12 protein-coding genes are annotated in these 13,699 nt (G+C 71.2%); 7 read left to right on the top strand and 5 right to left on the bottom strand.

Annotated features, from left to right (window positions below):
- Positions 1 to 65: 65 nt before the first annotated feature.
- Positions 66 to 1,004, top strand: a complete 939-nt coding sequence (locus tag AB0C84_RS11880) for an ankyrin repeat domain-containing protein (RefSeq protein ID WP_361064366.1) — start codon at positions 66 to 68, stop codon at positions 1,002 to 1,004.
- Between the two features lie 137 nt (positions 1,005 to 1,141).
- Here AB0C84_RS11880 and AB0C84_RS11875 read toward each other — a convergent pair whose 3' ends face one another.
- Positions 1,142 to 1,369 (bottom strand): hypothetical protein, encoded by a 228-nt coding sequence (locus AB0C84_RS11875; RefSeq protein WP_361064364.1) that lies wholly within the window; start codon positions 1,367 to 1,369, stop codon positions 1,142 to 1,144.
- 16 nt (positions 1,370 to 1,385) lie between these two features.
- Entirely contained in the window at positions 1,386 to 2,519 is a 1,134-nt protein-coding gene (locus AB0C84_RS11870) for a hypothetical protein (protein ID WP_361064361.1), read from the bottom strand.
- Positions 2,520 to 2,825: 306 nt separating this feature from the next.
- Here AB0C84_RS11870 and AB0C84_RS11865 point away from each other — a divergent pair, with 306 nt between their 5' ends.
- Both AB0C84_RS11865 and AB0C84_RS11860 read left to right on the top strand, forming a co-directional pair.
- The gene (locus tag AB0C84_RS11865) at positions 2,826 to 3,569 is read left to right on the top strand and encodes a hypothetical protein (protein WP_361064358.1); all 744 of its coding nucleotides are present in this window, start codon (positions 2,826 to 2,828) and stop codon (positions 3,567 to 3,569) included.
- A gap of 647 nt (positions 3,570 to 4,216) precedes the next feature.
- Complete coding sequence (locus AB0C84_RS11860; RefSeq protein ID WP_361064355.1) at positions 4,217 to 4,519, top strand: DUF4190 domain-containing protein; 303 nt, start codon at positions 4,217 to 4,219, stop codon at positions 4,517 to 4,519.
- A gap of 330 nt (positions 4,520 to 4,849) precedes the next feature.
- Here AB0C84_RS11860 and AB0C84_RS11855 read toward each other — a convergent pair whose 3' ends face one another.
- The 3 genes from AB0C84_RS11855 to AB0C84_RS11845 are packed head-to-tail and all read right to left on the bottom strand — an operon-like array spanning position 4,850 to position 7,706.
- Positions 4,850 to 5,671, bottom strand: a complete 822-nt coding sequence (locus tag AB0C84_RS11855; RefSeq protein ID WP_361064352.1) for a citryl-CoA lyase — start codon at positions 5,669 to 5,671, stop codon at positions 4,850 to 4,852.
- Between the two features lie 26 nt (positions 5,672 to 5,697).
- Positions 5,698 to 6,888: a CoA transferase gene (locus tag AB0C84_RS11850; RefSeq protein ID WP_361064349.1), complete on the bottom strand. Its 1,191-nt coding sequence runs from the start codon at positions 6,886 to 6,888 to the stop codon at positions 5,698 to 5,700.
- Positions 6,889 to 6,914: 26 nt separating this feature from the next.
- Complete coding sequence (locus AB0C84_RS11845) at positions 6,915 to 7,706, bottom strand: IclR family transcriptional regulator (RefSeq protein WP_312878942.1); 792 nt, start codon at positions 7,704 to 7,706, stop codon at positions 6,915 to 6,917.
- Between the two features lie 421 nt (positions 7,707 to 8,127).
- On the opposite strand from AB0C84_RS11845, the gene AB0C84_RS11840 reads away from it, so the two are divergent.
- From AB0C84_RS11840 to AB0C84_RS11825, 4 genes are read left to right on the top strand one after another with little or no spacing between them, the layout of a single operon-like run.
- On the top strand, positions 8,128 to 9,606 hold the full coding sequence (locus tag AB0C84_RS11840) for an aldehyde dehydrogenase family protein (protein WP_361064346.1): 1,479 nt from the start codon (positions 8,128 to 8,130) through the stop codon (positions 9,604 to 9,606).
- Positions 9,603 to 10,604, top strand: a complete 1,002-nt coding sequence (locus AB0C84_RS11835) for an alcohol dehydrogenase catalytic domain-containing protein (protein WP_361064343.1) — start codon at positions 9,603 to 9,605, stop codon at positions 10,602 to 10,604. The genes AB0C84_RS11840 and AB0C84_RS11835 overlap by 4 nt, the downstream gene beginning before the upstream one ends.
- Entirely contained in the window at positions 10,601 to 12,424 is a 1,824-nt protein-coding gene (locus tag AB0C84_RS11830) for a thiamine pyrophosphate-binding protein (RefSeq protein WP_361064340.1), read from the top strand. Before AB0C84_RS11835 ends, AB0C84_RS11830 begins: the two co-directional genes overlap by 4 nt.
- A 49-nt stretch (positions 12,425 to 12,473) precedes the next feature.
- Positions 12,474 to 13,631, top strand: coding sequence for an ABC transporter substrate-binding protein (locus AB0C84_RS11825; protein ID WP_361064337.1), 1,158 nt, complete (start codon positions 12,474 to 12,476; stop codon positions 13,629 to 13,631).
- Positions 13,632 to 13,699: the final 68 nt, after the last annotated feature.

Genomic DNA, 13,699 nt, shown 5'->3' with positions numbered 1-13,699 from the left:
GTGGCCCGACGCCCGTGTGCGCCTTCGGGTCACCGACAGATTCTGAGCTGCGACAGGGGACGAATATGACCGACGGTCAGGCGGACTGGTCCGGCATCGTCTACGGCGACTTCACCGACCCGAAGAAGTTCCGGCAACGCTTGGAGGCGGGAGCTGACCCCCTGGGGGAACTGTGGACCTTCGACACTCCGCTGCACGCGGCCGCGCAGAAGGGCTCGCCCCAGGTGGTGTTCGAGCTGGCAAGCCGCGCTCGTGACCTCGACGCCTTCTGTCAGGGCCGTAGCGCCTTGTGGAACGCCGTCTACCACCAGCGTGAGGACAACGCCTCGGTGCTGGCCGAACTGGGCGCCGATCCGTGGCGACCAATGATGGACGGCTGGTCGCCGGGCCGGCTCAGCCTGGCAGGCCCACTCGGTGACCTGTTCGAGGCCCCCGAGGACCAGGCCCTCACCGACCAGGAGCGGGCGATGGCCGATGCTGGGCCGGAGCTGGCCGAGGTGTTCTCCGGCATTTCCTACGACGGGTTCTCGATGGCATGCGTAGCAGGCCTGACGGCCGCCGAGGCAGTACAACGCCTGCCCGTCGGTGAGGTCATCGCCGTGGACGACCATGCGCCGTGGCACGAGCAAGATTTCTACGGCGAGAGGGAAATCGTCGGCGTCACCGATGTCCCCGGCGGCTGCGTGATCGCCCAGCCGTGGGCGTACAGGGCCGTTGATGTGCTGGAAGTAGTGACGGCAGGGACGTTCGCCTACGGCATGTACGCCAACCCCAAGAGCGGCAACCAGGGACACGTTGCCGAGGACGGCCGACGGATCAAACGGGACCTGCACCCCGGCTACGACCTCGATCCCACCTCCACCGCCCGCGAGATACTGGCGAGCTTCGCCTCGCGCCGCAACGCGATCGTGCACTGCCTGGTGTACGCGAGCCTGCGACCCGATTCCACAGACTGCCTGGAGCGCCCGGACACCTGGGTGCGGCTCGGCTCCAAACGCTTTTAGCAGGCACGGTGAAGGCATCGAGCACTACCTCCTCCCGCTCTAGTCCAGCCCCCATGGCCGCACACAAAAGAGAAGGGCCGCGACCAGGAAGGCGACCAGCAATACGGCCAATGCCGGGCCGATTTTGTTCTCCGCGGTCACGATTTCTCGAGCTCGGGCACCAGTGAGCGGGAAAGCCGCCCCTTCCGGCTGGTGACCAGGCAGGCGACATGTCGCTGGCCTCGCGCCCATTCCAGCTCGTCCGGCCCGGCGTAACGCAGCAGGAGGTCCTTCGGCGGGCCAGTGCCGAAGGTCTTCCGCACCCGCGCCGCGCAGAGGGTGAGGAGCTTGGCGTCGTCCGGGTATTTCTCCGGCGCCGGCGGCATCTCCGGCGGTGCGGCGTCACTGCGGGACGGGGCCGTTGACCTCGACCAGTGGTGGTGCGACGAAGCAGGTGCAGGGCGAGGTCGTCCCGACGGCCCAGATCGAGGTGCCCACGCGGGTGAGTCCCTCGACGGTCCCCTCGGCCTCCTCGCTGGTGCCGGTGGTCCAGGCGGTGCCGTTCCAGTGCAGGAAAAGCGGTCTGCTCGTCACCCCGCCGTCCGTCATGCGGTAACCGCCGACCCAGACCCCGCCCTTGCCGTCCGGAGCCGCGGCGCTCAGCCACGACTCGGTCAGCGCGGGCTCCGGCAGGACGCGCCAGCGAGTGCCGTTCCAGTGCATCACCAGCGGCCTGCCCTCATGGTTGCCGACCGCCCACACGTTCTTGGCGGAGACGGCGGCGACGCTTCGCAGTTCAGTGTTGCCCGACGGGAGGGTCACCGGGCTCCTGGTCCAGGCGCGACCGTCCCAGTGCAGGACGAGGGCGACATTGTTGCCCGCGTCGCTGAGGTACCACCCGACCGCCCACGCGTTCGTCGCCGAGAGGGAGGCGACGCCTTGAAGGGTGTTGCTGAGACGACCCGGGTTCGGGGAGGTCGCCCGCGACCACTTCGCCCCGTCCCAGCGTTCGACCAGGGTGACCGGGCCGGGGGTGTTCCGGCCGGAAAAGGATCCGACCGCCCATGCCAGCGTCTTGGAGACCGCCGCTATGTCGTTGAGCCGGTCGGCCCCGACATGCGCGCCGTCGGGCGGCGTGGCGGGCTGGACCGCCGTCCACACGGCGCCGTCCCAGTGCCGGATCACCGGTCCGAGACCGGTGCTGTCGCCGACGGCCCAGACGTCGTTGGACGCCACGGCGCTGACACCGTCGAGGCTGCCCGTACCCGTCGGCGTGTCCGGAATCGTCACCTCCTTCCAGGACGTGCCGTCCCAGTGCTCGGCGACCGGATCGGCGGACTCGTAAGGCGGATGCTTCTCCCCGACCGCCCACGCGTCGCTTCCGCCGAGAACGGCGACTTCCTTGAGGGTTCCCTCCGCGCTTGAGTGCGGCACCTTCCGCCAGTCCGCCTCCGCTCCTAGGACGGGCGGCGCTCCGGCGAACACCACTCCCGCCACCGCCGCCATGGGAATCGCGAAACGCCTCACGAACCGCATGTGAACTCCTCCCCGTTTCCGGCTTTGCAGTGGGGACGCCCGGGCGATCACCTCGGTTGCCGTGATCGACCAACCGTGCCGACCGAAACCGGCCTCCGCACCGCGTATGCCGTTTGGCGCCCCAGGGCGCGAGACGGGGAGAGAACGACGTGGGCTCGGTCGGGGCCAAGCGAGGATGGAGGTAGAGGTTCCTGCACGCGTGGTCGCCACAGGATCGAGTCCGCAGGCATGCATCTCCAGTTGACGCACTTACTCTTGGGGCGATAAGCCGTCGCTTTCCCCATTCACTCCCCTTATGATCATTCGATGCCGCATCCCTCTTTCCGCCTCTACACCTGTGCGGTGCTTCTCGTAACCGCGTGTGCGTGCGGTACCGCCGACAGTGAGTCGGCCCCCGATCGGAGCGCGTCCCCGACCATTCGGCCATCGGAACCGGCCGACACGGATCGCCTGAAGCGGGCGCTGTTGCCGATCCCGGCGGCGCAGTCGAGCGAGACGTTCCGATACGGACCGATCTCGGGAACCTACCAGCAGCTCACGGACAGAATCGTCGACGGTAAGACGTGGCCGTCCGAGCCTTGCGCCGACCGGACGATGATGCCGGGCCGCATTCAGACACTCGGCGAGCAGGCCCGATTCTCGCCCGCAGCGCTCGCCATGTGGACCGACGAAGCCCGGGCCCTCCTCGTGACCGAGACCATCATCAAGCTCACGGAGGCGGACGCCCAACAGCTCGTCGCGACGCCGGCACCAGAAGAATGCCACGCCTACGACATCGTCATTGATGGAGAGAATCACCACGTCACACTGAGAGCCGACGAATTTTATCGGCGTGACGGCGGGCCCGCACGCGTCCAGATCTGGGAACACCGAATCGGCGGGACGACCAAGAGCGCCCTGCAGCTCACCAGCAGACGCGGCAATTACGTGATCATTCTGTCGTTGTCACCGGATGGCAAGATCAAGCTTGCGGATTCTCAGGATATCGTCACCCGAGCAGAAGACCACGCCACGACCGTGCTGAGGCAAGACGAAGGCTCGCGAACATAACATCATCGGACAGCGGCCTGCGAAAGCGCTGAACGTGCCACCCGCCCAGCGGCGGGCTAAAGGTCGCAGTGCTCCACCCTCTCCGGGCGACCACCCAAGCCGTCTCACCGGCAGTCGGGCAAGACGATGAGGCGACCGGTTGGCCACCGCCGGTGCGACTAGACCATGTACCGGCTCGCTTGGGCCCGGTCACGGACGGTCCCGGCGGCTCCGTGGAGAGCGAGCCGGTCGTGTTCAGGTCGTGATGCCCTGCGGCCCGCAGTCGGTCGGCTTCATCGGTTTCCAAGCGGGGGGTTGCCGGCGTCAGGTCTCTACCTTGCTCATGGAGGCCCGTCCTGTGATCGGATGGACCGCTGCGCGGGCGGTGGGAGGGCCAGGCCGATCTTGACGGTGCCGAAGCGACCAGGGTCTGCCTTATGCGGCGGTGGGCCTGCTGACGGGGCTGCGGACCAAGGAACTACGGGCGCTGCGATGGCAGCGAGTGGACTTGGACGTCGGGAATGTGCTGGTGACGCGGTCGGCCCGGGCCGGGGGCGACACCAAGACACCGGGAAGTCGACGTGGGTCACGCTTGCGGTTCACGGCCTGGCCGGATCAGGTCAGGTCCCCTGGTCACACGCGGCCGGAACTGATCTAAATTGTTGTTCGTGGCCTATTCTCCCGCGCCGCCCCCTCACATTCCGCCTCCTGCGCGCAATGGCATGGCCACCGCAGCGCTTGTGCTGGGCATCCTCGGCTTCTTCACCTGTGGCTTCACATCGCTGTTCGCGGTGGTGCTCGGACACATCGCCGGCGGGCAGATCCGCAGGACCGGCCAGTTCGGACGCGGCTCAGCACTGGCCGGAGCACTGCTGGGATGGCTATTGATCCTGGTCGTCCCGGTTGCGTTCGTCGCCTTTATATTCGTCGACCCGGGAGCCGTGAACCGCTTCTTCGCCGCGTTGATGTAGTAGACCTGCAATGTGCTGCCCGACATGGACCGCCGGGGTGATGATTTCAAGCGGGGGCCGCATCGGCCGGTCCTCTGGCACCCGGCAGGGCCGGTCGAGCGCGGGTGGCACCGAGGTCGGCCCGACTGAAACTCCGCAGGCCCGGTGAGGATGGTTGGAGGGCCTGCGGTTCGTCGTCGGCTTTCGCCCGCGTGCGGCTGAGCCTTTCGACGCCGCTGGTCGCCGCCGTGATCGGCGGGATCGTCGGGGCGGTCACCGCTCCGTTCAGCGCGGCGCGGCTGGGTGCGCTGCCCTCGATCCAGCCTTGGCATCCTGTGACCGGACTTGGGGTCAGGTTCTGCGGTGCGGTGATTGCCTCGTCGGGCCGGGTTTCGAGGTGGGGAGGATCTCTCGGGGGACAGGGCCTTTGTTGCGCTGGCCGCCTTGGGTCTCCTCCCAGGCGTGGGCGAGGATGCCGATGCTGCGGCTGAGGACGAACAGGCCGCGCGCGAGAGGGGCGGGGAAGCCGAGTTCGGCGTAGATGATGGCGGTGGCGCCGTCGATGTTCATCGGCACGGGCCTGGTGCGGCCTTCGGCGAGGAGGGCCTCCACGGACCTGCCGGCGCGGAGGTGGTCGCCGGGGACGACGCCGTCGCGGGCGGCGTCCTCGACGAGGCTGATCAGCGGGTCGCGGCGGGGGTCGCGGGGGTGGAAGCGGTGGCCGAAGCCGGGCAGGTAGCGGGGCCAGGCGGCGATGGTCTGCTCGGTGGCGGTGCGGAGGTCGAGGCCGGTGCTCTCGCGCTGGAGGACGTCGTCCAGAAGCCGGACGCATTGCTCGCCTGCTCCGCCGTGGGCGTCGCCGAGGGTGTTGACGGCGCTGGCGACGGCGTTGTTGAGGCCGACGCCGCAGGTGGCGGCCATGCGGGCGATGGCGATGGAGGGGGCTTGGGGGCCGTGGTCGACGGCGGCGACGAGCGCCGCGTCCAGGAGGGCCGCCTGCCTCGGGGCGGGGAGGTCGCCGCGCAGCATCAGCCAGATCATGGACGTGAGGCCGGTGGTGCCGATGAGGTCCTGGACGGGGTGTCCGCGCAGTTCGATGACGCCGGGTTCCATGCGGGTGATGGCGGTCGCCCACCACCGCGCGACGGCGCCCGTCGGGTCGATGTCGTTCACGGGAGCCTCCTGCGCTGGGCGGTCGGTCATGGGGTGATGGCGTCGCGGTCGTTCCAGCGGCTCGTCAGGGCTCGGCGTTCGGGGTTCTGCTCGCCGAGCAGGGGCGGGGGGCCGGTGGGGCGCAGCGGCTCGCCGTCGTGCAGGACGCCGCTGCCGACGGCCTTGAACGCGCGCGCGGAGCCGTCGGGGAACGGGAGTTCGGTGAAGAAGCCGCGGTGGTCGAGCTGGTCGAGCTCGACCGTCTGGGGGACGGTTGTGACGCGCGCGGCGGGGACGCCGGCCGTGCTCAGGAGCTGCTCCCACTCGCGGGCGGTGCGGCGGCGCAGGGAGTGTTCGAGTTCGGCGGTCAGTTCGTCGCGGTGCTGTTTGCGCTGCTCGCGGTCGATGAAGCGCGGGTCGTCCAGGAGGTCGCGGCGGTCGATGAGGGCGCACAGCGTCTCGAACTGCTGCTGGCGGTTCGCGGCGATGTTGAGGGGGCCGTCGGCGGCCGCGAAGGTGCCGGACGGGGCGGCGGTGGCGTTCTGGGTGCCCATGGGCTCGGGCGGGACGCCGCTGACGAGGTAGTTGGAGATCGCCCAGCCCATGGCGGACACCGCCGACTCCAGCATGGACACGTCGAGGAACGTCCCCTCACCGGTGCGGTCGCGGCCCGCCAGGGCGGCGCAGATGTGCAGGGCGGCGGTCAGTCCGCCCACGGTGTCGCAGACGGGGAAGCCGATGCGGAGCGGGGCGGTGTCGGGGGTGCCGGTGATGCTCATCATCCCGGAGAGGCCCTGGATGATCTGGTCGTAGGCGGGCGCCTGGCTCATCGGCCCGGTCTGCCCGAAGCCGGAGATGGCGCAGTAGACGAGGCGCGGGTTCAGCTCCCGCAGCCGCGGCCAGCCGAAGCCGAGCCTCGCGAGGACGCCCGCGCGGAAGTTCTCCAGGAGCACGTCGGCGCCGCGCACCATGTCCTCGAAGTCGGCGCGGTCGGCGGCGTCCTTGAGGTCGATCTCGACGGACTTCTTTCCCGCGTTCTGCGCCAGGAACGAGGCGCCGATGCCGGTCCGGTTCAGCTCGGCCTCCGGGCCGAGGTGCCGGGCGAGGTCGCCCTGCCCCGGCACTTCGATCTTGACGACCTCGGCGCCGAGCAGCATCAGCTGGTAGCTGCAGTACGGTCCGGCCAGGACGTTGGTCAGGTCGAGGACCCGGACGCCGCTGAGCGGTCGCTGTGGCATGCGGTAGCTCCTTAGGTCACGCGGGTTCAGCGTGCGGGGCTGAGCGGGTGGTCGAAGCCGCGTTCGGACATCTCCTCGGCCACCTGGCGCAGGTCCGCCGCGTACTGCTCGACGAGCTCGTCGGGGAAGCGGACGGTAGGTCCGCTGAGGGACAGGGCGGCGACGACGGTTCCGGAACGTCCGACGACCGGGACGGCGACGGCGGACAGGCCGTCCTCCCGCTCGCCGTGGCTGGCGGCCCAGCCCAGGTGGGCGGCCTCGTCGATCCACTCCCGCAGCCGCTGGACGTGGCCCTCTCCATAGGGGGAGGACAGGGCGACGCGGCGCAGGAGGGTGTCGGGGGCGTCGCGCAGCAGGACCTTGGAAGACGCGCCGGCCCAGAGTGGCAGTTCGTCGCCGATGTGCACGACGTGCCGGAGCGGCTGCGGGCTCTCCTGCTGGGCGACGCAGACCCGGTAGATGTCGCGGACCATGTAGAGGTTCACCGTCTCGCGGCGGCGGGCGCCGAGGTCCCGCATGAACTTGCGGGTCTCCGGCGGGAGTTCCCAGCTGCTGCGCGCGAGATGCGCCCACCGCCACAGGCCGGGCCCGGGAAGGTAGCCGTTGGGAGCGGCCCAGAGCAGGCCGTTCTGCTCCAGCGTCTGGACGAGGCGGATGACCGTCGTCTTCGCCAGGCCCGTCGCCTCGACGATCTCGCGAATCGAGATGACGGGGCGCTCCTCGCCGAGCAGGGACATGATCTCGACGGCGCGCTGGACGCTGCGGACGCCCCCGGCGTCGGCCGCCTGCTCGCCGCCGTTCTTCTTCGCTGGGCTCACTGGTTCTCCCCGATTCTGGTCCGGGACGGTGGAAGCACGAGTGTCCCGGTTTCTCCGCGGTCGAGGGGCGCGGAACCGGCGAAGACCGCGCCCCGGGGCGGGGGACGGTTCGTACGTTACACGCAGTCCATACAGCGGTCTAGTTGGACCGTCAGTCGGTCTCGGTGTGGGGCGATCGGGAAGTTTTTCTCTTGCACCCTTCCCCTTGTGAGCCCGGTCACCTATAACTAACTCACTGGTTCGAACATTAAGTTCCGGCTCGATCGGTGGAGGTGCACCCGTGCGAGAGCCCCTCCCGGCCGAGTCGCGGCGCGAAAGTTTCTCCGCACCGGGCCTTGTCAGCGCCCGGCGGCGGCCCTTACGTTGACCCGAAGTCCGCATGATGGCACTAATAGTCCGCTTGGCGGATTAGGAGGCATGGATGCTGGAAGCGGTGCTCGCGGCCGCCGCCGAGGGAGGGCCGGTGCAGGCGGCGGCCCTCATCGGCGGCCGGTGGAGGACGGAGGGTCCGCAGAGCGAACGCGTCGGACCGTATCTGCGCACGACGGTCAGCCGGGCTCCGGCCGCCGCGCCCGCCGACGTCGCCGACGTTCGCGGCCATGCGCGCGCCTACGCCCGGGCGGTGGCCCGGCTGGCGCCCGCCTCGCGAGCGGACGTGCTGGAGCGGGCCTCGTGCGCGGCCACCGACAACCGCGACGACCTGGCCCGGCTGCTCGCGCTGGAACTGGGCAAACCCGTCAGGGACGGCCTGGGCGAGATCGACCGCGTCGCCGACACCTTCGCCGTCTGCGCCGCCGAGGCGCGGCAGATCGGGGGAGAGACCCTTCCCGTCGCCGGATGGGCCCGCGGGACCGGTGACACCGCCTTCACCTACCGGGCCCCGGCGGGCGTGGCGCTCGCCATCACCCCCTTCAACGCGCCGGCCAACCTCCTCGCGCACAAGCTGGGCGCCTCGTTCGCCGCCGGCAACACCACGATCGTCAAGGCGCCGCCGCAGGCTCCCGCCGTCTCCACGGCCGTCGTCGCGTTGCTGGTCGAGGCGGGGATGCCCGTCGAGGCCGTCCAGTTGCTGCACGGGGACGGCGCGGTCGGCGCCGAGCTGTGCGCGGCGGAGGAGGTCGCCGTCATCAGCTTCACCGGGAGCGCCGCCACCGGGGCGGCCGTCGCCAGGGCGGCCGGGGCCAAGCGCCTGGTGCTGGAGCTGGGCGGCAACGCCGCCACGATCGTGTGCGAGGACGCCGACATAGCCGAGGCCGCCCGGATCTGCGCCCGCACCGGCTACAGCAACTCCGGCCAGAGCTGCATCTCCGTCCAGCGCGTCTACGTCCACCGCTCGCGCTTCGAGGACTTCCTGGACCGCTTCACCGCCGAGGTGGGGTCGCTGACCGTGGGCGACCCGCTGGATCCGGGCACCGACGTCGGATCGATGGTGGACGACGAGGCCGCCGAACGGGTGGTGCGATGGAGCGCCGAGGCCGCCGAGCAGGGGGCGCGCGTGCTCCTCGGCGGTGGCCGCGACGGGGCCACCGCCCTGCCGACGGTCGTGGCCGATCCGCCGCCCGGCGCCTCGCTCGTCCGCGAGGAGGTCTTCGGCGCGCTGGTCGCGGTCATGCCCTACGACGACTTCGCCGGCGTGGTCGAGCAGTGCAACCGGAGCCGGTACGGCCTCCAGGCTGGACTGTTCACCCGCGACCTCGATCGCATCGTCACGGCCTGGCGCGAGCTGGAGGTCGGCGGGCTGATCGTCAACGGCTCGTCCAACTACCGCCTGGACCACGTGCCGTTCGGCGGCGTCAAGGACTCGGGATTCGGACGCGAGTCGCCGCGCTGCATGATCGAGGACTACACCGTCGTGAAGACGCTGGTGCTTCGCGGCACCTCGCTGTGGGGCGCCGCGTGAAGGCGGTCGCGCTCGTCGCGCCGGAGACGGTGGAGGTCGTGGACGACCGGCCCGAGCCGGCCTGCGGGCCGGACGACGTCGTCGTCGCGGTCCACGGGGTGGGGCTGTGCGGCTCCGACCTGGCGGTCGTCTCGGGCCACCGCTCCGTGCCCGCCCTGCCGTGGGTGCTCGGGCACGAGGCGTTCGGCGTGGTCGTCGCCGCAGGCGACCGGGTCGCCGACCGGTTCCCCGGGCAGCGCGTCGTCGTCGAACCCAACTATCCGTGCCTGCGGTGCGCGCCGTGCCGGTCGGGCGCCACGGCGGGCTGCCGGAGCCGCCGGGCGGCCGGCATCTCCGAACCCGGCCTGCTGGCCGAGCGCGTCGCGGTCCCGGCGCGCTTCGCCTGGCCCGTCCCGGACGGGTGGGACGACACCGACGTCGCCTGCGTGGAGCCGCTCACCGTGGCGCTCAACGCCGTCCGCATGAGCGGGCTCGCCCCGGGGGACAGATGCCTGGTCGTGGGCGCCGGCTCCCAGGGCCTGCTGGTCTCGGTGGCCGTCACGCACGCCGGGGGCGTCCCGTTCGTCGTCGAACCCCACCCGGGCCGCCGCGCACTGGCGCGGGAACTCGGCGCCGAGGACGCCTCCGACCCGCCCTCCCGGACGAGTTTCCCGGTGGTGATCGAGACCTCCGGCGTTCCCGAGGCGTTCGAGCAGGCGCTGGAGCGCACGTCCCCCGGCGGCGCACTCATCGTCGTCGGCCAGAGCGCCCGGCACGCCCGCCTGTCCACCTTCACCCTCGTGCAGCGGCGCCTGACCGTGCGCGGCTGCCTCATCTACGACCACCCGGCCGACTTCCCCCGCACGATCGCGACGCTCGCCGAGCACGACCTTCGCCCCGGCAGGGTGCTGCGCGAGCGCTTCGAGCTCGCCGAGGCCCCCGCGGCGTTCGCGCGGGCCGCCGGCGCCGCCGGCAAGACCTGGATCAGCCTTCCCCGAACCGAGGAGAACGCCTCATGACCGTGGACGTCCACCCCCGTGAGGACAGCGCCGTGGCGGTGTCCGCGGCGGAGGCGCTCGTCCGGCAGCTCGAAGGCTACGGCGTCGAGTACGTCTTCGGGACCTGCGGCCACACCAACATCGCCCTGCTGGACGCGCTGGGCCGCAGTCCCATCACCTTCGTCATCGCGCGGCACGAGCAGGCCGCCGCGCACGCCGCCGACGGCTACGCCCGCGCCTCCGGCAAGCCCGGCGTCCTGCTCGTTCACGTCGGGCCGGGCATGATGAACGCCGTCACCGGCGTCGCCACCGCCGCGCTGGACTCGGTGCCGCTGGTCGCGATCGCCGGCGACATCCCGTCCTACTACCACGGCCGGCACCCGCACCAGGAGGTCAACCTCCACGCCGACGCCGACCAGACCGCCATCTACCGGCCCTTCGTCAAGCGCGCCTGGCACGTCCACCGGGCCGAGGACCTCGCCCGCTTCACCGAGCGCGCCTTCTGGACGGCGTCGACCGGACGCCCCGGCGCGGTGCTGCTCAACGTGCCGATGGACCTGTTCTCGCGGCCCGTCGTCCCGGCCGAGCATCCGCTCCCGGCACACGAGGCGGCGCCCGCGCTGCCCGCGGACGTCGCGGAGCGGATCGCCGTCCGGCTCGCCGAGGCCGAACGGCCGCTGATCTACCTCGGCGGCGGCCTGCGCGGCGAGGCGGGCCGCCGTGCCCTGCTCTCCCTGGCCGAGCACCTCGACGTCCCCCTGGTCCACTCGCTGATGGGCAAGGGCGCCGTGCCGGACGACCACCCGCTGCTACTCGGCATGCCGGGCTTCTGGGGGCTGCGCACCACCAACGACTACGCCCGCTCGGCCGACGTCGTCCTCGCCCTGGCCACCCGCTTCGCCGAGACCGACGCCAGCTCGTGGGATCCGCGCCACACCTGGAACCTCGGCACCGCCGCCGCCCACGGGGAGGCGCCGGGGCGGCTCATCCAGATCGACATCGACCCCGCGGAGATCGGCCGTAACTACCCGGTGGAGATCGGTGCCGTCGCGGACGTGACCCTCGCCGTCCAGGCGATCGACGCCGCCGTGCGGGTGGTCCGGCCCGAGCCCATGGCACGCCCGGGCCTGCGCGAGCGCATCCGGGTCGCGCGCTCCGAGCTGTTCGAGGGGAGCCGCGAGCGCGGACGCGGCGCCGACTTCCCGCTCCGGCCCGAGCGGATCCTCGCCGACCTGCGGGAGGCGCTGCCGCCCGACGCCGTGCTGGTCACCGACGTCGGCTGGAACAAGAACGGCGTGGCCCAGTGCTACGAGCTGCCCGCCGAGGGCCGGTTCATCACCCCCGGCGGCGCGTCCACCATGGGCTTCGGCCCCGCCGCGGCCGTCGGCGTCCAGATCGGCGCGCCCGGCAGGGTCGTGGTCGCGCTGGTCGGCGACGGCGGCATGAGCGCCCAGCTGCCGGCCGTCCCGATGGCGGTCGAGCAGGGCCTGCCGGTCGTGTTCGTGGTGATGAACAACCGCGCCCACGGCACCATCGCCGACCTCCAGGCCGCCAACTTCGGCGCGAGTCACGGCTGCGAGTTCCGCGACCCGGACGGACGGCCCTACAGCCCCGACTTCGCCGCCTTCGCCGAGGCGTGCGGCGCCGACGGACACCGGATCGACGCACCGGAGGCGCTGCTGCCGGCGCTGCGCGCGGCCGTCGCCGCCCGCCGCCCGGCGGTCCTCGACGTGCCCATGGTCAACGAGCCCGTGCCCACACCCGGGCACTGGAACATCAACGACATCTACCAGGGTGTCTTCCCCGACGGCAGCGGCCACCCCGCGCTGCCCGCCCCCTGAGCCGACCGACCCCCACCCCACCCCGACATCCACCCACCGAGGTGAAGCAATGTTCAACATCCCCAGGCTCCGTGTCACCGCCCTGGCCGCCGGAGTCCTCGCCGCGGGCCTGACCGCGGCGTGCGGTGCCCCCGGTGAGTCGGAGGACTCCGGCTCCGGCGGCAGCGGGCCGATCAAGATCGCCGTCGTCGACGCCCAGAGCGGGCAACTGAGCTCGCTCGGCAAGTGGGAGCACAAGGGCGCCAAGCTCGCCGTCGACGAGTGGAACGCGAAGGGCGGCGTCAACGGCCGGAAGATCCGGCTGGACGTCTTCGACGACCAGGGCGACCCCACGGTCGGGACGAACCTCGCCCGCAAGATCGACAGCCAGGGCTACATCGCGATGCTCGGCACCGCGGAGAGCGCCGTCACGATCGCCATGGCGCCCTCGCTCCGGCAGGCCGAGATCCCCAACATCGCCTCGGGGCAGTCGCCGGGCATGGTGGCTCTGAAGAGCCCGTTCCTCTTCCTCAACGGACCCACGAGCACGACCTACGACGAGACGCTGGCCAAGTACGTCGTCGATCAGAAGAAGCTGAAGAAGATCGCGATGATCAGCAACAACGGGTCCTACGGCAAGGGCGAGCACGACGCCTTCCTCAAGGCGCTCGGCGACCGGGGCCTCAAGCCCGTCGCCGACGAGGTCGTCACCACCGACCAGAAGGACTTCAGCGCCCAGCTCACCAAGATCCGGCAGAAGTCACCGGAGGTGATCTTCCTCGGCGCCGAGGAGGTGGAGTCGGGGCTGATCGTCAAGCAGGCCCGCGACCTCGGCATCACCGTGCCGTTCGCGGGCGCGGCGCCGCAGGGCACCCCGGTGTACCGCGACACGGCCGGTGCCGAGAACGCCGAGGGGACCATCGTCAGCTCGCCCTACCTCAGCAACGAGGTGAGCGAGGCGTCCAAGAAGTTCGCGGCCGCCTACAAGGCCGCCTACGGCGAGGACGCCGAACTGCACGGCGCCAAGGCCTACGACGGAGCGCAGATCCTGCTCACCGCCCTGAAGAACAGCGGCGTCGCGACCGGCAGGAAGCTCGCCGACGCGATCCGCGCGGTGCGCTACCAGGGCCTGCTCGGCGACTTCGCCTACGACGAGACGGGGGTCGGCATCAAGGCCACCACGATCGGGATCATGAAGAACGGGACGGTCGTCGAGGCCGGAACCTGATCCGGCGGCCGGACGGGCGTCGGCGGCCGGACGCCGGCACCGAGCACGGTGCCCGGCCGCCCGCCCCC

The organism is Actinomadura sp. NPDC048955 (assembly GCF_040649435.1).
GTDB lineage: Bacteria > Actinomycetota > Actinomycetes > Streptosporangiales > Streptosporangiaceae > Spirillospora > Spirillospora luteofluorescens.
This window is presented reverse-complemented; position numbering and strand designations above follow the sequence as displayed.